The 16,349-nt window shown below is 66.3% G+C and carries 20 protein-coding genes; 11 read left to right on the top strand and 9 right to left on the bottom strand.

Annotated features, from left to right (window positions below; all coding sequences use genetic code 11):
• Window positions 1-10: 10 nt before the first annotated feature.
• Entirely contained in the window at window positions 11-403 is a 393-nt protein-coding gene (locus tag ACW18B_RS10005) for a helix-turn-helix domain-containing protein (RefSeq protein ID WP_492051516.1), read from the bottom strand.
• Window positions 404-520: 117 nt separating this feature from the next.
• On the opposite strand from ACW18B_RS10005, the gene ACW18B_RS10010 reads away from it, so the two are divergent.
• A complete protein-coding gene (locus tag ACW18B_RS10010; RefSeq protein WP_492051518.1) occupies window positions 521-1,453 on the top strand; it encodes a lysophospholipid acyltransferase family protein in 933 nt (310 codons plus the stop codon).
• Here the strand turns inward: ACW18B_RS10010 and ACW18B_RS10015 are convergent.
• The 5 genes from ACW18B_RS10015 to gcrA form a co-directional block, all read right to left on the bottom strand.
• A complete protein-coding gene (locus ACW18B_RS10015; RefSeq protein WP_492051520.1) occupies window positions 1,450-1,965 on the bottom strand; it encodes a response regulator in 516 nt (171 codons plus the stop codon). The genes ACW18B_RS10010 and ACW18B_RS10015 overlap by 4 nt on opposite strands.
• Before the next feature lie 94 nt (window positions 1,966-2,059).
• Window positions 2,060-2,851, bottom strand: a complete 792-nt coding sequence (locus ACW18B_RS10020) for a M23 family metallopeptidase (RefSeq protein WP_492051521.1) — start codon at window positions 2,849-2,851, stop codon at window positions 2,060-2,062.
• A 47-nt stretch (window positions 2,852-2,898) separates the two neighbouring features.
• The gene (locus ACW18B_RS10025) at window positions 2,899-3,120 is read right to left on the bottom strand and encodes a DUF2093 domain-containing protein (protein WP_492051522.1); all 222 of its coding nucleotides are present in this window, start codon (window positions 3,118-3,120) and stop codon (window positions 2,899-2,901) included.
• A 27-nt stretch (window positions 3,121-3,147) separates the two neighbouring features.
• Window positions 3,148-4,665: an exodeoxyribonuclease VII large subunit gene (gene xseA / locus ACW18B_RS10030; RefSeq protein WP_492051524.1), complete on the bottom strand. Its 1,518-nt coding sequence runs from the start codon at window positions 4,663-4,665 to the stop codon at window positions 3,148-3,150.
• A 127-nt stretch (window positions 4,666-4,792) separates the two neighbouring features.
• A complete protein-coding gene (gene gcrA, locus ACW18B_RS10035) occupies window positions 4,793-5,329 on the bottom strand; it encodes a cell cycle sigma 70 cofactor GcrA (RefSeq protein ID WP_492051526.1) in 537 nt (178 codons plus the stop codon).
• A gap of 237 nt (window positions 5,330-5,566) precedes the next feature.
• Here gcrA and ACW18B_RS10040 point away from each other — a divergent pair, with 237 nt between their 5' ends.
• The 5 genes from ACW18B_RS10040 (at window position 5,567) to ACW18B_RS10060 (ending at window position 10,381) form a co-directional block, all read left to right on the top strand.
• The gene (locus tag ACW18B_RS10040; protein ID WP_492051528.1) at window positions 5,567-6,388 is read left to right on the top strand and encodes an ABC transporter permease; all 822 of its coding nucleotides are present in this window, start codon (window positions 5,567-5,569) and stop codon (window positions 6,386-6,388) included.
• Window positions 6,389-6,525: 137 nt separating this feature from the next.
• A complete protein-coding gene (locus ACW18B_RS10045; RefSeq protein WP_492051529.1) occupies window positions 6,526-7,746 on the top strand; it encodes an aspartate aminotransferase family protein in 1,221 nt (406 codons plus the stop codon).
• Window positions 7,747-7,865: 119 nt separating this feature from the next.
• Window positions 7,866-8,801, top strand: a complete 936-nt coding sequence (gene argF / locus ACW18B_RS10050; RefSeq protein ID WP_492051530.1) for an ornithine carbamoyltransferase — start codon at window positions 7,866-7,868, stop codon at window positions 8,799-8,801.
• Between the two features lie 5 nt (window positions 8,802-8,806).
• Window positions 8,807-9,046, top strand: coding sequence for a DUF2164 domain-containing protein (locus ACW18B_RS10055; protein ID WP_492051532.1), 240 nt, complete (start codon window positions 8,807-8,809; stop codon window positions 9,044-9,046).
• A 426-nt stretch (window positions 9,047-9,472) separates the two neighbouring features.
• Window positions 9,473-10,381 carry an Hsp33 family molecular chaperone gene (locus tag ACW18B_RS10060; RefSeq protein WP_492051534.1) on the top strand — a complete coding sequence of 303 codons (909 nt, stop codon included), beginning with the start codon at window positions 9,473-9,475 and terminating at the stop codon, window positions 10,379-10,381.
• Between the two features lie 41 nt (window positions 10,382-10,422).
• Here the strand turns inward: ACW18B_RS10060 and ACW18B_RS10065 are convergent, their stop codons facing one another.
• From ACW18B_RS10065 to metZ, 3 genes are all read right to left on the bottom strand, one after another.
• Complete coding sequence (locus tag ACW18B_RS10065) at window positions 10,423-10,917, bottom strand: hypothetical protein (protein ID WP_492051535.1); 495 nt, start codon at window positions 10,915-10,917, stop codon at window positions 10,423-10,425.
• Window positions 10,918-11,041: 124 nt separating this feature from the next.
• Entirely contained in the window at window positions 11,042-11,506 is a 465-nt protein-coding gene (gene apaG / locus ACW18B_RS10070; RefSeq protein ID WP_492051536.1) for a Co2+/Mg2+ efflux protein ApaG, read from the bottom strand.
• Complete coding sequence (metZ, locus tag ACW18B_RS10075) at window positions 11,487-12,671, bottom strand: O-succinylhomoserine sulfhydrylase (RefSeq protein WP_492051669.1); 1,185 nt, start codon at window positions 12,669-12,671, stop codon at window positions 11,487-11,489. The genes apaG and metZ overlap by 20 nt, the downstream gene beginning before the upstream one ends.
• 159 nt (window positions 12,672-12,830) lie before the next feature.
• On the opposite strand from metZ, the gene ACW18B_RS10080 reads away from it, so the two are divergent.
• From ACW18B_RS10080 to ACW18B_RS10100, 5 genes are all read left to right on the top strand, one after another.
• On the top strand, window positions 12,831-13,859 hold the full coding sequence (locus ACW18B_RS10080; RefSeq protein ID WP_492051538.1) for a 2'-deoxycytidine 5'-triphosphate deaminase: 1,029 nt from the start codon (window positions 12,831-12,833) through the stop codon (window positions 13,857-13,859).
• A 204-nt stretch (window positions 13,860-14,063) separates the two neighbouring features.
• Window positions 14,064-14,363 (top strand): hypothetical protein, encoded by a 300-nt coding sequence (locus tag ACW18B_RS10085; RefSeq protein WP_492051540.1) that lies wholly within the window; start codon window positions 14,064-14,066, stop codon window positions 14,361-14,363.
• 96 nt (window positions 14,364-14,459) lie between these two features.
• The gene (locus ACW18B_RS10090; protein WP_492051541.1) at window positions 14,460-15,044 is read left to right on the top strand and encodes a hypothetical protein; all 585 of its coding nucleotides are present in this window, start codon (window positions 14,460-14,462) and stop codon (window positions 15,042-15,044) included.
• A complete protein-coding gene (locus ACW18B_RS10095; protein ID WP_062147181.1) occupies window positions 15,041-15,235 on the top strand; it encodes a helix-turn-helix transcriptional regulator in 195 nt (64 codons plus the stop codon). Before ACW18B_RS10090 ends, ACW18B_RS10095 begins: the two co-directional genes overlap by 4 nt.
• Before the next feature lie 65 nt (window positions 15,236-15,300).
• A complete protein-coding gene (locus ACW18B_RS10100) occupies window positions 15,301-16,206 on the top strand; it encodes an alpha/beta fold hydrolase (RefSeq protein WP_492051543.1) in 906 nt (301 codons plus the stop codon).
• The last annotated feature ends 143 nt before the right edge of the window (window positions 16,207-16,349 follow it).

Below are 16,349 nucleotides of genomic sequence, written 5' to 3' on the forward strand. Positions count from 1 at the left end.
CAGCGGTGGACTAAGCGTCGGCGTGTTCGCCGCCGTTCAGAGACTTGGCCAGGTCCAGCAGGCGGCGACGCGGACGCTCACCCAGCAGGTAGTACGCGCGGATCAGATCCAGCGTCTCCTTGCGTGCGAACATCTCACCGCCTTCGGCCTCACCCGCCGCTTCGCGACGAACCTGGTCGGAAAGGCCGTCATAGAAATAGCCAACCGGCACTTCCAGCGCCTCGGACAGCTGCCAGAGGCGCGCGGCCGAGATGCGATTGGCGCCGCATTCATACTTTTGGATCTGCTGGAATCGCACGCCCACCGCGCCGGCCAGTTGCTGCTGGGTCAGACCCAGAAGCCGGCGGCGACGGCGAAGACGCTTGCCCAGATGCACGTCGATGTCGTTCCCCATGGAAGCCAAGCCTCCCCCGCTAGTATCGAGCGTCCCGAAACGGAACGGTCCGATCTGACAGCCGCAAGTCGCGTGCCGGGCGAAGCGGCGTTGCGCGCGGCGTGTAAGCCAGCCTACTAAAGAGGCATGTCGGATAAACGTCGGCCTTGGGCCCAGGATCTCTTTTGGCGCCTAGAAGCGCTGGGCTTTGACCTTTTCATCGGCCTGTTTCGCCTTTTGGGCGTGGACGCGGCGTCGAACCTAGGCGGTTGGCTGGGCCGAACCTTCGGTCCGCTGAGCGGGGCGCACAAGGTCGCCGAGCGCAATCTGAAGCTGGCGTTCCCGGAAAAGGACGCCGCCTGGCGCGCCCAGGCCCTGGTTGAGCAATGGGACGGCCTGGGCCGGTCATTCGCCGAATTCCCGCTGATGGACAAGATCCTTCCCTCCACCGGCCGGGTCGAGGTGGTCAACAAGGAGAGATTGGCCGAGATCGCCGAGAAGCGGATCCCGGTGGTGTTTGTTTCGGGTCACCTGTCGAACTGGGAGGTCATGCCCGCCGCCATCGTCGATTCCGGCGTCAGCTGCGAGATGACCTATCGCGCCGCCAACAATCCCTATGTCGACAAGCGCATCAAGGACAGCCGCTTCCGCTACGGCGTGCGCCTCTTCGCGCCCAAGGGGGGCGACGGCTCGCGTGAGCTCCTGAAAGGGATGAAGGAGGGGCGGTCAGTCGCCCTGATGAACGACCAGAAATTCAATAGCGGCGTGGCGGCCCCGTTCTTCGGCCACGACGCGCGCACTGCGCCGGGACCGACGCGATTGGCCATTCGCTTTGGCACGGTGCTGCAGCCCATGTCGGTGCAGCGGATCAAGGGCGCCCGGTTCCGGGCTGTGGTCCACGACCCGATCGTGCCGCCAAACACGGGTGACCGCTCGGCGGATATCGAGACCGGCGTTCGGATGATCAACGCCTTTATGGAAGAGCGCATCCGCGAGCGACCGGCCGAGTGGTTCTGGGTGCATCGTCGATGGCCCAACGAGGTCTATGCCGCCCTGGCCGCTCAGGAAGACGAAGTCTAGATTTCGAGGGCGTCGTGGTGCTGGGGGTCGCTGGCCCGTCGGAACGGTCCGGCGTATCTGACTTCGTCGCGGCGTCGGCGGCACGGGCCGAAATAGTCGCCTGAACGAATGAACGGCCGCGGCTTGAAGATCACCGTGTTGATCCGATCCAGCAGGGAGCGCGCGACTATGGGCTTGGCCACGATCTCCGTGACGCCGGCGTCGCGCGCCTCGAAGACGCGGTGCCGTTCGGCGAAACCGGTGAGCATGATGATGGGCAGGAATGGATCGGTGCTGTCTGGCGAGTTGCGGACCAGCTTGGTGAACTGCACGCCATCAAGGGGCGACATTCTGAAATCGACAATGGCGATGTCGATGGGCGTCGCGCGCAAGGCGGCAAACGCCTCGGCGCCGTCGACGGCCTCGCGCATATGCCTGACGCCCAGGCCGTGAAGGATAGCGCCGACAATGGCGCGCATGTGGTGGTTATCGTCCACCAGCAGAAAGCGCAGGTTGGCTAGCTCCGCAGACATACGGTGGAAGTCTCCTCATCACGCTTACTAACGCCGGCGAATAAGCACGCGATCCCGACGTTGGATAGTCCGATCGATGCGCTCGCAGCTCGAACTAGGGCCGCAGGCGAGGGGCTTCTGCGCCGACCATGAGCGATGGATCGAGGTTGCGGCCATGCCACTTCATCCGCCAGCAGAGATGAGGACCTGTGGCCCGCCCCTCCTTGCCGACAGCGCCGATCACTTGACCTTGAGCTACAGAATCTCCAGCCTTTACAAGGGCTTTTGATAGATGCAGGTAGGCCGTGATCAGGCCCTGGCCGTGATCGATGAGGATCAGGCCGCCTTCGAAATGTAGCCCCGTCTCCGAGAAGGCCACCACGCCGGCGGCCGGCGCTCGCACGGGCGTCCCGACGGGCGCCGCCAGATCGACCCCATAATGGGGACGACGAGGCTCGCCATTGAGGATGCGCTGGCCACCAAAGCGGGCCGAGCGCCGGGCCCCCTCGACCGGAAGAATGAAGCCGCTGCGAAAAGCGTCCAGATCGGCGAGGCTGGCGAAGCCGGCCGACTTGCGCTCGCTTTCAGCGGCGATGCGGGCCAGCAGGACGGGATCGGCCGGCGCGACCTGATTGGCGGGCAAGCCATTGATCCGCTGGATATCAAAGTCGCCTGGGGCGATCTGCGCCTCGTGGGTGGCCGAGCCGTCGGGTGTCGTGATGTTAATATGTACAACGGGCGGCGCGTCGCGATCGAAGCCGACCACGAACCAGCCCTGGGCCGAAGCCGGACCGATCACCTCGCCATCGAGGTCAATCACAGCGCGCGGGGCGGTGCGACCGATGGCGTAGCCGCCTTGGACGAAGCGACCTGTCAGGTTGAGGCCCGGCGCGGCGGCGCTCGCCATGCTGGTCAGGCCGCTGGCGGCGAGGCCCGCGAGGAGGGCGCGACGGTTCAGGCGATCTTCTCTTGCCAGCGCTTGAGGGCGTCGGCCGGGGTGGCGTAGGCTTCCTGCAGCTCAGGGCTCCAGTAGCGCAGGGCCTCCAGCGCGATCTTGGCGCCGGTGACGCCGCAAAGCACATAACGGCCCGGGGACATCACGGCGAATTCGCCGTCGCCATAGTGCAGCATGGCCAAGCCGTCGGGTTTTCCAAGGTCGCGATCGTAAGCGTTCATGACCCCCTTCTACGCCAGAGTAGGCCTCTAGAACAGGTCGCCCTGATCAGGTTTTGGTGTAGTCGGCTTCGGGCGCGCTGGTTTTGGCGGTGGAGGCGCAGCCAAAACAGGCGCTTCGCCGCCGTCGATGACCGCGTTGCGGTCGCCATCCCCGAACTGCAAGCTCACCCAGTCGCCCGGCCCAAGGCTGGCGGCGGAGCGGACGATCGAGCGATCCGCCTTGCGCACCAGGGCAAAGCCCATGTCCAGCGGGCGCCGGGGATTGAGCGACTGGCGCAGCTTTTCCAGGCTTGTCAGGCGGTCTTCGTCGCGTCGCAGCCGTCGCTCGCCGGCGGCGTTCAGGCGGGTCCAGAGGGCGGGGAGGCGGGCGTGCTCGGCCGCCCGTTCCGGGGCGCGGCGCGCGGCCAGGTCCAGGCGGCGGCTCAGGTCGCCAAGTCGGTCGGCCTTGGCCTGGCGCTGACGACCCAGGGCCTCGGGCGACAGACGGGCCGTTACCCGAAGCAGGGCCTGGGCGTGGACGGCGGTGTTGCGGCCCAGGGCCGCGTCCAGCCGGCCGGCGGCGATGTCGAACCGCTGCTGGGCCAGGGCCAGCAGGTCGGCCGGACGGGGTAGGGCGCGGGCGGCGCTGATCAGGCGCGTGCGGCGATCCTCGATCAGCCGGGCGCCGCTGCGGTTCAGGCGGCGGTCATAGTCCGACACCAGGGCCCGCAGCTCGCCCAGTACCGGCGTGGCGATCTCGGCGGCGGCGGTCGGGGTGGGCGCGCGGCGGTCGGAGACGAAGTCGATCAGCGTGGTGTCGGTCTCGTGGCCGACGGCCGAGATCAGTGGGATGTCGCTGGTCGCCACGGTGCGGGCCAGGGTCTCGTCATTGAAGGCCCACAGATCCTCCACCGACCCACCGCCGCGGGCGACGATCAGGATGTCGGGTCGGGGGATCGGCCCGCCCGAAGCGATGGCGTTGAAGCCGCGAATGGCGCCGGCCACCTGCACGGCGGCCTGGTCACCCTGCACCACCACCGGCCAGACCAGCACATGGCAGGGCCAGCGCTCGCGGATGCGGTGAAGAATGTCACGGATCACCGCGCCGGTCGGGCTGGTGATGACGCCAACCACCGCCGGCATGGTCGGAAGCGCGCGTTTTCGGCTGGCCTCGAACAGGCCCTCGCCGGCCAGCTTGGCCTTCAGCCGCTCAAGCTGGGCCAGAAGGGCGCCGACCCCCGCAGCCTCCATGCTGTCGATGACGATCTGGTAGCGCGAGCCGGCCGGATAGGTGGTGATCTTGCCGGTGACGATAACTTCCAGGCCGTGCTCGGGCCGCACGCCCAGGCCGCGCACAGAGCCCTTCCACACGACACCGTCGATGGCCGCCTTGTCGTCCTTGATGGTCAGATAGACATGGCCATTGCCGTGGTGGGTGACCTTGGACAGTTCCCCGCGCAGCCGCACGAAGCCGTAGCGGTCTTCCAGGGTGCGTTTCAGCGCGAAGGCCAGTTCCGAAACGGAATAGGCGGGCGCGTTGGAATCAGGGGCGGCGACGTCGGTCATCCGCACAGCATAAGGCCCTCCCCGACGAACGGGGAGGGCCGCATGAGAGACTTGTTCTTATGGGTCGGTCTTAGTGGTCGCGTGACGGGCGCCGAAACCGGTGTCCACTTTCGGCTGTCACGCTCCGCTAGATGTAGCGGCGCAGCGAGCGGGCCAGCTCGGTCGGGCCGGCCTTCTTCTTGGATTGCTGGGGCTGATAGGCCACCCGAGCATGCTCGTTGCAGTAGGGGCCATCCGACGAGCGGCGGCCGCAGAAGGTGAAGCCGTCCGACGAGGGATCGCCGATCGGCCACTTGCACATGTGCGCGCCCAGGGTCAGGACAGTGGCCGAACCGGGTTGCTCATCGCGGAACACCGGCAGGGTCGGCGGCGCGACGCCGGCCGAGACCGACGTGGTCGCGGCGGCTACCGGGGTCTGCTCGGTGACCACCCGGCGCGGCGCGGACGGCATGGTCTGGGCGGCGGGACGCGCGGGGCGCGGGGCCTTGAAGGCCGGACGGGCCGGTTGCGAGGGCGCGGCGCGGCCCGAAAGGCCCAGGCGGTGCACCTTGCCGATCACGGCGTTCCGTGTGACGCCGCCCAATTGCTTGGCGATCTGACTGGCGGAAAGCCCGTCGAGCCAGAGTTTCTTCAAGGTCGTGACCCGATCGTCGGTCCAGCTCATACCCGTCTCCCGCCACTAACAGGAACCGAAGCTTCCCCAAGCTTCAGGCCCTATATCTGGTGTTTCGACCGCCCCGCCGGCGGTCGTCCTACAACATATCGTAAAGAAAACGTTAAAACACACAATGGGCGCCCGGTGGTCTGTCCACAGAAACTAGATATTGATTCGGGAGGCGGCGGACTTGCGTCCGGAGGCCTCAAAGCGCACATGGCCAAGGTGTTGAAGGGATCCGAGCTGATGAGAGACAGGACAGACAGCGTCGTTCCGCCGCAGCCGCGCGACTATCACGGCTGGAACTGGAGCGGCTTTTTCACCCTCTATCAGCGCGAGATCCGCCGGTTCTGGAAGGTCGGCACCCAGACCGTGGCGGCGCCGGTGGTGACCACGCTGCTCTATATGCTGGTGTTCGTGGTCGCGGTCGGACCTGCCCGCCAGGCCGTGGACGGGGTGAGCTTCGGCCATTTCGTGGCTCCCGGCCTGATCATGATGGCCATCCTCAACAACGCCTTCGCCAATGCGTCCTCGTCGCTGATCCAGGCCAAGATGATGGGCCTGACGCCCGACTTTCTAACCCCGCCGCTGTCGCCCCTGGAGCAGGTGCTGGCCTTCGCCCTGGGCGCGGCGACCCGCGGCGTGGTGGTCGGCGCCGTCACGGCCATCGTGATCGGTGTCCTGCCGGGCGCGGGGCTCAGCGTCGCCCACCTGTGGTCGGTACTGTATTTCGGCGTCGGCGCGTCGCTGATCCTGGGCTTCGCCGGTATTCTGGCGGGGCTGTGGGCCGAGAAGTTTGACCAGCTGGCCGCGGTGACCAACTTCCTGATCATGCCGATGACCTTCCTGTCGGGCACCTTCTATCTGGTCGACAAGCTGCCCGAGCCCTTCCGCTCGGCCAGCCACTACAACCCGTTCTTCTATCTGATCGACGGCTTCCGCTACGGCTTCATCGACCACGCCGACAGCTCGATCCTGGTTGGCGTCCTGACCACGGCGGGCTTGACGCTGGGGCTTTTCCTGTGGTGCTGGCATCTGTTCCGCACCGGCTATCGCCTCAAGACCTGACGGGGTGACCGCTGCGCCACAAGCCAGCAATTTCACGGCCGTTTCATTGACAGAGCGGCGTTCCAAGGCGACAACCTGCGGCCTTCCGGTCCCCGTGCGAATAGCGCGGGGGCCTCTTGCCTTTTAGGGAGGCTGTCTTGAGCAATCCGACGTCGTCGACCCCCTCGCAACACCACATCATGGGCGTCTATAACCGCGCTCCGCTGGCGTTCGATCACGGCCGAGGCGCGCGACTGTTCTCGACCGATGGCGATGAGTATCTGGACTGCGTGGCCGGAATCGCCACCGACGGTCTGGGCCACGCCCACCCCGTTCTGGTCGAGGCGCTGAAGACCCAGGGCGAGAAGCTCTGGCATGTCTCCAACATCTACCGGATCCCTGAACAGGAAGAGCTGGCCGACCGGCTGTGCGCCCACAGCTTCGCCGACGTGGTGTTCTTCACCAATTCGGGCACCGAGGCGATCGAGTGCGCCCTGAAGACGGCTCGCAAGTACCACACGGCCAATGGTCAGCCGGAGCGCACCGAGATTTTCGGCTTCGACGGCTCGTTCCACGGCCGCTCCTATGCCGCCGTCAACGCCTCGGGCAATCCCAGCTATGTCGAGGGCTTCGGCCCCCGCCTGCCGGGCTACAGCCAGCTGAAATTTGGCGATCACGACGCCCTGAAGGCCGCGATCGCCCTGCCGACCACGGCGGCGATCATCGTCGAGCCGGTGCAGGGCGAGGGCGGCGCCCGCTCGATCCCCGAGCACTGCCTGGTCAGCCTGCGCTCGCTGTGCGACGAGCACGGCGTCCTGCTGATCTATGACGAAGTGCAGTGCGGCATGGGCCGGACCGGCAAGCTGTTCGCCTACGAATGGGCTCCCGGCGGCGAACCGCACATCATGGCCGTGGCCAAGGCCCTGGGCGGCGGCTTCCCGGTCGGCGCGTGCCTGGCCACCACTGAGGCGGCCAAGGGCATGACCGTGGGCGTCCACGGCTCGACCTTCGGCGGCAACCCCCTGGCCATGGCCGTGGGCAAGGCGGCGTTCGACACCATCAACACCGACGAGATCCTCGACAACGTCAAACAGGTGGCCGGCTACTTCGTCCAGCAGTTGAACGGCCTGAAGGATCGCTTCCCGGACGTCATCGTCGACATCCGCGGCAAGGGCTTCCTGATCGGCATCAAGCTGATCCCCAATAACCGCGAGTTCATGGTTCTGGCGCGCGACGAGAAGCTGCTGGTGGCCGGCGGCGGCGACAATTGCGTGCGCCTGCTGCCGCCCCTGAACCTGACCATCGAAGAGGCCAGCGAGGCGATCTCCAAGCTGGAGAAGGCCTGCGAGGCTGCGCGCTCGAAGATGGCGGCCGCTTAGATCCGATCAACCGTTTCCTCGCCCTTCGACAAGCTCAGGGTGAGGAAATTTGGACTGTCATTCGCCCTCATCCTGAGCCCGTCGAAGGACGAGGGCGGCATTTCGAAACGTGGCCCCAGATGACCACCCCCAGGCACTTCATCGATCTCTGGAAGCTGGACGGCGCAACGCTGCGCCTGATGCTGGAGGACGCCAAGGTCCGCAAGACGGCCCGCGCCGGCTGGCCCAAGGGCAAGGTCGACGCCGACGCGCCGGCCAACGGCCGCGTTCTGGCGATGATCTTCCAGAAGAACTCGACCCGCACCCGCTTCTCGTTCGATGCGGCGATCCGCCAACTGGGCGGTTCGGGGATCATCTCGACCTCCAACGACATGCAGCTGGGCCGCGGCGAGACCATCGAGGACACCGCCAGGGTGCTGTCGCGCATGGTCGACGCGGTGATGATCCGCGCCAACAGCCACGCCGACGTGGAGCGCTTCGCCCAGGTCTCGACCGTGCCGGTGATCAACGGCCTGACCGACAAGAGCCACCCGTGCCAGATCATGGCCGACCTGCTGACCATCGAAGAGCATCGCGGCGATGTCGGCGGCAAGACCATCGCCTGGGTCGGCGACGGCAACAATGTCTGCTCCAGCTTCATCCACGCCGCCCCGCTGCTGGGCTTCAAGCTGAAGATCGCCTGTCCGGCCATCTATCACCCCGACCTGGTCGATCTGGCCCGCGCCCAGGACCTGCAGGGTCAGGTGACCATGACCGACGACCCCAAGGAGGCCGTGCGCGGCGCCGATGTCGTTGTGGCCGACACCTGGGTGTCGATGGGCGACACCGACCATGACCAGCGCCTGGCTGCCCTTGAGCCCTATCAGGTCGACGACGCCCTGATGGACATGACCAAGTCCGACGGCGTGTTCCTGCACTGCCTGCCGGCCCACCGCGGCGAGGAGGTCACCGACGCCGTGCTGGACGGTCCGCGCTCCCTGGCCTGGGACGAGGCCGAGAACCGCATCCACGCCCAGAAGTCGGTCCTGGCCTGGGCCTTCGGCGCGATCGGCTAGGGCCGATGTCGAAGATCGAGTTCAACAAGACCAAGCGCGACGCGCTGCTGTCCAAGCTGACCCGCTATCTGGACCGGGAACTCGACTGCGAGGCCAGCCCGCTGCAGGCTGGCTTCTTGCTCGACTTCATCTCCGAGGAGATGGGGCCGTACTATTATAATCAGGGGGTCTCGGACGCCCAGACCCTGTTCCGCGCCAAGCTTGAAGACGCGGTCTATGAGATTGAGAAGCCGTTCAAGGACTGACGGGGTCTGGATGCTCCCCCTCTGGGGGAGCTGTCGCGGAGCGCCTGAGGGGGCCTTCGCGGCGAATGCCGAGCTAGCCCCCTCCGGCCCTCTGGGCCACCTCCCCCAATGGGGGAGGGCTATCGCATATGGGTGGCTGACGGACCCAAGCCTTTAACAAACTCAAAAATCTTGCCTTCCTGGGCCTTGTGCCCAGGACCCATGTTTGAGGCAGGCTTTGATTTGGGCGCTACTCGCGGCTGAACGGCCCGTAACACCGACCCAAGTCCGCATCCGCGGCGCCATGGGTCCTGGGCACAAGGCCCAGGAAGGCTGGGTCTTTTAGCGCCAGATCCATATGCGATAGCCCTGCCCCAATAGGGGAGGATCTGGTCGGTGCGCGCGCCCCCTCGCATTTCCCGCCGTCACCCCCTATCTAACCGCCCCATGACCGACACCACCGCCATCCCCGCCCTCGACGACGTCGTTTCCGCCTTCCAGATCGAGGGCCTGCCCGTGCGCGGCCGCATCGTGCGCCTGGGCGCCGCCGTCGACGAGGTGCTGACCCGCCACGACTATCCCGAGCCCGTCGCCAACCTGCTGGGCGAGGCCTGCGCCCTGGCCGCCCTGGTCGGGGCGAGTCTGAAGTTCGAGGGGCGGCTGATCATCCAGGCCCAGGGCGACGGCCCGGTGCGCTATGTCGTGGTCGACTACGACACCAGCGGCGGCCTGCGCGGCTATTGCCGGTTCGACCCCGAGGAAGTGGCCCAGGTCTCGGACGGGTTCGTGCGGCCGGGCGCCAAGACCCTGCTGGGCGGTGGCGTGTTCATCATGACCCTGGACCAGGGCGCGGACATGGATCGCTATCAGGGCGTCACGCCGATCGAGGGCGAGACCCTGGCCCTGTGCGCCGAGCAGTATTTCCAGCAGTCGGAACAGACCCCCACCCGCGTGCGCCTGGCCGTCGGCCAGGCCGACACCGGCGAGGGGCTCAAGTGGCGGGCCGGCGGCATCCTGATCCAGTCGATCGCCGGCGACGAGACGCGCGGCGAAACCAAGGAAGCCTGGAACCACGCCCAGGCCTTCTTCGAGACCACGGGTGAGGATGAGCTGATCGATCCGACGATCGACTCGCCGACCCTGCTGTGGCGGCTGTTCAACGAGGACGGCGTGCGCCTGATCGAGGAAAAGCCCCTGCGCGCCTTCTGTCGCTGTTCGGACGATCGCATCGCTGTGGTCATCCAGTCGTTCACCGACGCCGAAAAGGCCGAGATGGTCGAGCCCGACGGCAAGATCCATGTCACCTGCGAATATTGCTCGCGGGTCTATGCGCTGGATCCGGAAGCGGTGGGCTGAAGCGGAGAGGGGCCTGGACGAACGCGGTCAGCGGTCAGTGATCAGCGGTCAGTGATCGGGAGCGCGTCGTCGGGTGTCTGGATGAGGGTCGCATCGGCTTGCGGTTTGCCGTCGACGCCAATGGTGTTCGCCTCATTCCGCGCTTTCGAGAAGTTCAGGATCAGATCGCCCTCGCGCAAGGGGGCGGTGCGGTAGAGCTCCATCTCGGGCAGCGTCTTGCCGGACCGGTCGGCTGGGGCGTCAAAACCGGGGATAAGGGTCAGGTTCGGCGAGCTGTTGTCGCCGGTCGGGCCGAACACGATGTTGGTCATCGGGGTAGGCGCGCTGGAGAATAGACGGTCCTGGTCCGGGCCTGTGTCGCTCCACGCCATGAAGGCCGGCAGGCGGGTCTCGGCGCCGGGCTGATACGCGGCCCAGGCGGTGGCGAAGACGCCAAGCGAGCCCTGGTTGAAACTGGACGCAGGCGCAGCCTGGAAGACGAGGTGGTCGCCTTGAGCCGGTGTCCTGTTCTCGATCCTGATCGTATAGGTCGCCATCGCATCCTCCCCCAGCGCGCCTGACATTGTGACAGGGCGACTATCTGGAGGACTGCAATCTAAGATTGTCAAGCGATGTCGGCGCGAACAGGCGGGTCCGCGCCGATTCTGAGGGCGCGGCGTCTCAGTTAAACCGCCGCGCGGCGCCCGGCAGGTGCAGCGAGAACTCAGGGATCTCGGCGTCGAACACTTCGCCGCCCTCGGTCATCATCTGATAGCTGCCGCGCATGGCCCCAGAAGGGGTCGGCAGCGGGCAGTTGGAGACATAGCGGAAGGCTTCGCGCGACTTCAGCTCGGGCTGCTCGCCGACCACGCCGGAGCCCTCGACCTCGTTGCAGCGATTGAGGCCGTCGGTGATTGCCCAGCGACGGGCGACCAGGTGCACGGTCTCGGCGCCGTGGTTCTCGATCTCGACGGTGTAGGACCACAGATAAAGACCGTCGTCCGGCGAGGACTCCTCGGGCAGATACGCCGGGGCCACGCGCACCAGGATGTCGCGCGTGCGGGCTTCATAGATGCCCGTGTCGGCGCCGCGGCGCCGACGGATCCGCTGTAGCGGCAGGGTGTTTTCACGCCTGGTCGAGCGCACGGGTCACATCTCGCGTCAGATCAGCAAGGCTTTCGAGACCGACCGACAGGCGCACGCCGCCTTCGGTGACGCCCAGCAGAGGGCGTTCGGCTTCGGGCACCGAGCGGTGGGTGGTGGTCGGCGGGTGGGTGGCCATCGACTTGGCGTCGCCCAGATTGTTGGAGATATCGACAATCTCCAGCGCATTCAGGAACTTGAACGCCGCTTCTCGAGATCCGAGATCCAGCGCCACCACCGTGCCGCCGCCGCTCATCTGCGACTTGGCGACATTGTGGCCCGGATGGTCGTGGCGGAAGGGGTAGAGCACCGACTGCACCTTCTTGTGCTCGCCGATGACATTGGCCAGGGCCAAGGCGCTGTCGGCCTGACGCCGCACGCGCAGGTCCAGGGTTTCCAGGCCCTTGACCAGGACCCAGGCGTTGAACGGCGACAGCGACGGGCCGGTGTGGCGCAGCATGTCGCGATAGCATTCCTCGGCGATGGCCTCGCTGGTCAGGATAGCCCCGCCCAGCACCCGGCCCTGGCCGTCGATGTGCTTGGTGGCCGAATAGACCACGATGTCGGCGCCCAGCTTCAGCGGCTGCTGGAAGATCGGCGTGGCGAAGACGTTGTCGACGATAACCTTGGCCCCCACCGCATGGGCCATTTCGGAGACGGCGCGGATGTCGGTGATCTCGAGCACCGGGTTGGAGGGCGTCTCGATCAGCACGGCCTTGGTGTTGGGCCGCATGGCCGCTTCCCAGGCCTTGGGGTCGGTGGCGTCGACAAAGGTGGTCTCGACCCCGAAGCGCGGCAGCCATTCGGCGATCAGCCAGCGGCACGAGCCGAACAGGGCGCGGCCGGCCACGACGTGATCGCCGGCGCGAACCAGGCCCATCAGCGAGGCGTTGATCGAGGCCATGCCCGTGGCCTGGGCGCGGCAGACTTCTGCGCCTTCCAGCAGAGCCAGGCGGTCCTCGAACATCTTCACGGTCGGGTTGTTGAACCGCGTATAGACAAAGCCTGGGTCCTCGCCGGAGAAGCGGCGATCGGCGCCCTCGGCGCTGTCATAGGTGAAGCCCTGGGTCAGATAGAGCGCCTCGGCGGTCTCCATATGATGCGAACGCGAAAGCCCCCCACGGATGAGCTTGGTCGCGATGTCCCAGTCCTTCGGGTCCTCGGCCACGGGGCGTTCCTTCTTCGGCGCGGAAAAGGCCGGCATAAGGGGTTCAGAGGGGTTCAGGGTCAAGGCGATGCGGCCTGATTTCAACATCAGAATTGCTTGAGGCGAGCCAGCGTCGCTCCAGCCTTGCCTTCCAGGCGAGCTTTAGCGACTGTCGCGCCAATGACCGACGCCCACGCCGCAGGGATTCTGCCCTGCCAGACCATCGAAGACCTCATCGCCCAGGAGGCGATCACCTCACAGACGCCGTTCGACGTCGATCAGGTGCAGCCCGCCAGCCTGGATCTGCGGCTGGGCGCGCGCGCCTGGCGGGTCCGCGCCTCGTTCCTGCCGGGGCTGGGCCGTCGCGTCAGCCAGCGTCTCAAGGACGTGGCCATGCACGAGCTGGACCTGACCAGGGGCGCGGTGCTGGAGAAGGGCTGCGTCTATATCGCCGAGCTGCAGGAAAGTCTGGCCCTGCCGGGCAATATCTCGGCGCGGGGCAATCCCAAGAGCTCGACGGGCCGGGTCGACGTGTTCGTGCGTCTTCTGACCGATCACAGCCGCGCCTTCGATGACGTCGCCGCCGGCTATGAAGGTCCGCTCTATATGGAGATCGCGCCCCAGACCTTCTCGGTGCTGGTGCGCACCGGCACGCGCCTGAACCAACTGCGCCTGAAGCGCGGCGAGCCCGCCAAGCTCTCCATCCGCAGCGTCGGGGTGGATCTGTCGCCCGGCATGGGCGGGATTGTCGGCTTCCGCGGTCGTCGCCACGCCGGAGTGATCGATCTGGACCACGAGGACGGCCACGATCCGCGCGACTTCTGGGAGCCGCTGGAAACCCGCCATGGCGAGCTGTTGCTGGATCCGGGCGAATTCTACATCCTGGCCTCCAAGGACGATATCGAGATCCCGGTCATGGAAGCGGCCGAGATGATGCCGATCGATCCGTCGGTGGGCGAGTTCCGGGTCCACTATGCCGGCTTCTTCGATCCCGGCTTTGGCACCGAGGAGGCCCTGGCTGTCGGTTCCAAGGGCGTGCTGGAAGTGCGCAGCCACGAAACGCCGTTCCTTCTGGAAGACGGCCAGACCGTCGCGCGCCTGGTCTATGAACCCCTGACCGACCGGCCGGTGCGCCTGTACGGAGAGGGCGGTTCGCACTACCAGCGCCAGGGACTGAAACTCTCCAAACATTTCAAGGCGTGGCGCTGATACGGCTCCCGGCGGTGCGGGATTCCGCGCGGCTGTAAAGATGTTTTGAGGACGCATCGGTGTCGCATCCGATGCCGCGCGGCACGGCGTCACACTACATCTGGTGTCTCTTTTCTAGCCAAGCTCAAGTGGTAGTTATGAGGGGCGGCGGGCTGGAGGCTCACCTTGAGCGCCGAGTTGGCCCGTTCCGCTGGAGTACCCGTCTTGGCCCGATCGCATCCTGATCCCTTCGCCGTCCTCTCCAAGCGCGTCCAGGCTTGGGAATCCTGCCCCCGCATTCCGGGTTGCGACAAGGCCATCTGGCGCCAGGATTTCTCTGGCCGCGTGATGCGCTGGTCCGATTTCGGCGACCGCTTCTCGCACTACGGCTGGGAAATGCGGGCTCGCCCAAGCACGGGCCTGCTGGGCCGAACCTTTCATCGCCAGACGGTCGAGGCGATCCACTGGCGCGGTGTCCTGGGCGGCGAGGCGCGCAATCCCTTTCTGCAGCGCGAGGCGGCTTAGGTTCGTCGCACCCTGTCGGGCTGATGACAAGTTTCCTTGACATAGCATCGCTTTCATTAGACAAGCTTCCTTGTCATATTGGAAAGGGTGCTCGTCATGGACTTTTTGCGATCTCTGCCCTGGAGAACGCGGCTGACGCTGTTTGGCGTCGCGCTCGCCCTGTCGCTGGCCGCCTTGTGGCCGGTGCGCCAGCTTCATGGCGTGGCGGCCGTCATCGGGGTGGGGGCGTGGTTCTTCGCCTTTGTCGGCATTGCTTTTGTCGGCAGCGCCGCCCTGGCGACCGAGACCCTGCGGTCAGCCCAGCAACGCTATCGCCGTCGCCTGCTGATGGCGATGTCGACCTATGGCGTGGTGCTGCTGGGGTCGATCGTCTGGCTACGCGGGGACCATGAGCCCTCAGGGCCGATGTTGTGGCTGGTCGCCGGGGCGCCCGCCGCACCCGTCATCTGGGTCATCGCGGTGATGGGCCTCTATCTGCGCGAGGAGCCCGACGAACTGGAGCGCGCGATCCATGTCGAGGCGACGCTTTGGGGAACCGGGGCCGTGCTGGCGGTCTCCACGGCCTGGGCTTTCCTGGCCAATGCCGGAGCTGCTCCGCCGCCGCCACTCTTCCTGGCTTTTCCGCTGTTCTGCGCCGCGCTGGGCCTGGCTCAGCCCTTCATTCGGCGGAGATACCGTTGAAGAACCGGCTCAAGGTGCTGCGGGCCGAACGCGACTGGAGCCAGGCCGACCTCGCCGAACGCCTGGAGGTCTCGCGCCAGACCATCAACGCCCTGGAGACGGGCAAGTACGATCCCAGCCTGCCGCTGGCCTTCAAGATCGCCCGTCTCTTCGGCCAATCCATCGAAACCATTTTCCAGGACGAGGCCTGAGGGCTCTTCCAGCCAGCGCGGTCGAGACCCGGTCGCCACCCACCTGCATTTCCGAGGATTTCATGATGTTTGAAAGCCCACTCAAGGCTCGCGCCTTCGCCTGCCTAGTCGCCATCCTCGCCGCCATCGGCGTGTTCGGCGGCCACCATGCCCACTCGGCCCCGCTGGCCGGCTCGGACCGTATCGCTGTCACGGTAACAGGGCAGGGCCCCGACGTGGTGCTGATCCCCGGCCTGGCCGCGTCCGGCGCGGTCTGGGACGACACCGTCAAGCAACTGTCCGGTCGCTATCGCGTCCATGTGGTCCAGGTGGCCGGGTTCGCCGGCGCGGCCGAAGCCGGCAACGCCCAGGGGCCGGTCCTGGACCCGGTGGTCGAGGCGGTTGACGCCTATATCAAGTCCGCCAGGCTGAAATCGCCGGCCGTGATCGGCCACTCGATGGGCGGCCTGACCGGCCTGATCCTGGCGCGTCGTCACCCTGAGGATCTCAGCCGCCTGATGATCGTCGACAGCCTGCCGTTCTATCCGGTCGTGTTCTCGCCGGCGGCGACGGTGGACACCATCAAGCCTCAGGCGACCGCTATGCGCGACGGCATGATCGCCATGTCCGCCGAAACCTACGCCGCCCAGCAGGCCATGACCCTGCCGCGCCTGGTCAAGTCGCCCGAGGGTCTGAAGGCCGTGCTGGAGTGGTCCATAACGTCGTCACAATCGGTGGTGGCCCGCGCCCTGTACGACCTGCTGACCACCGACATGCGCGGCGAACTGGCCGCCGTGACCACCCCGACCACGCTGCTCTATCCCTATGATCCGGTCATGGGCGCGCCCTCGGCTACGATCGACCAGACCTATGCCGGCGCCTATGCGGCCCTGCCCAAGGTCAGGCTGCAGCGCGTCGACGGCGCCTATCACTTCATCATGCTCGACCAGCCGGCCGCTTTCGTCGCCGCGGTGGAGCAGTTCCTCAACTAGAGCAAGGCGCGAGAAATCGGACTCACGCGCCTTGCTCCGGGTTTTTGTTTTCGCATCGTTTTTGCGGAAAACCGGCGTCCACTTTTCCGCACGATGCTCTAGCCGCCTTGGCCGGGCGTCCTTGCGCCCGACGCTGCGACAGT

Source organism: Caulobacter sp. FV2ps19 (assembly GCF_058681035.1).

Coding starts and splice junctions, on each gene's coding strand:
- ACW18B_RS10010 (WP_492051518.1), top strand. CDS start 521: ATGTCGGATAAACGTCGGCCTTGGGCCCAGGATCTCTTTTGGCGCCTA.
- ACW18B_RS10015 (WP_492051520.1), bottom strand. CDS start 1,965: ATGTCTGCGGAGCTAGCCAACCTGCGCTTTCTGCTGGTGGACGATAAC.
- ACW18B_RS10020 (WP_492051521.1), bottom strand. CDS start 2,851: ATGGCGAGCGCCGCCGCGCCGGGCCTCAACCTGACAGGTCGCTTCGTC.
- ACW18B_RS10025 (WP_492051522.1), bottom strand. CDS start 3,120: ATGAACGCTTACGATCGCGACCTTGGAAAACCCGACGGCTTGGCCATG.
- xseA (WP_492051524.1), bottom strand. CDS start 4,665: ATGACCGACGTCGCCGCCCCTGATTCCAACGCGCCCGCCTATTCCGTT.
- gcrA (WP_492051526.1), bottom strand. CDS start 5,329: ATGAGCTGGACCGACGATCGGGTCACGACCTTGAAGAAACTCTGGCTC.
- ACW18B_RS10040 (WP_492051528.1), top strand. CDS start 5,567: ATGAGAGACAGGACAGACAGCGTCGTTCCGCCGCAGCCGCGCGACTAT.
- argF (WP_492051530.1), top strand. CDS start 7,866: ATGACCACCCCCAGGCACTTCATCGATCTCTGGAAGCTGGACGGCGCA.
- ACW18B_RS10055 (WP_492051532.1), top strand. CDS start 8,807: ATGTCGAAGATCGAGTTCAACAAGACCAAGCGCGACGCGCTGCTGTCC.
- ACW18B_RS10060 (WP_492051534.1), top strand. CDS start 9,473: ATGACCGACACCACCGCCATCCCCGCCCTCGACGACGTCGTTTCCGCC.
- ACW18B_RS10065 (WP_492051535.1), bottom strand. CDS start 10,917: ATGGCGACCTATACGATCAGGATCGAGAACAGGACACCGGCTCAAGGC.
- ACW18B_RS10080 (WP_492051538.1), top strand. CDS start 12,831: ATGACCGACGCCCACGCCGCAGGGATTCTGCCCTGCCAGACCATCGAA.
- ACW18B_RS10090 (WP_492051541.1), top strand. CDS start 14,460: ATGGACTTTTTGCGATCTCTGCCCTGGAGAACGCGGCTGACGCTGTTT.
- ACW18B_RS10100 (WP_492051543.1), top strand. CDS start 15,301: ATGTTTGAAAGCCCACTCAAGGCTCGCGCCTTCGCCTGCCTAGTCGCC.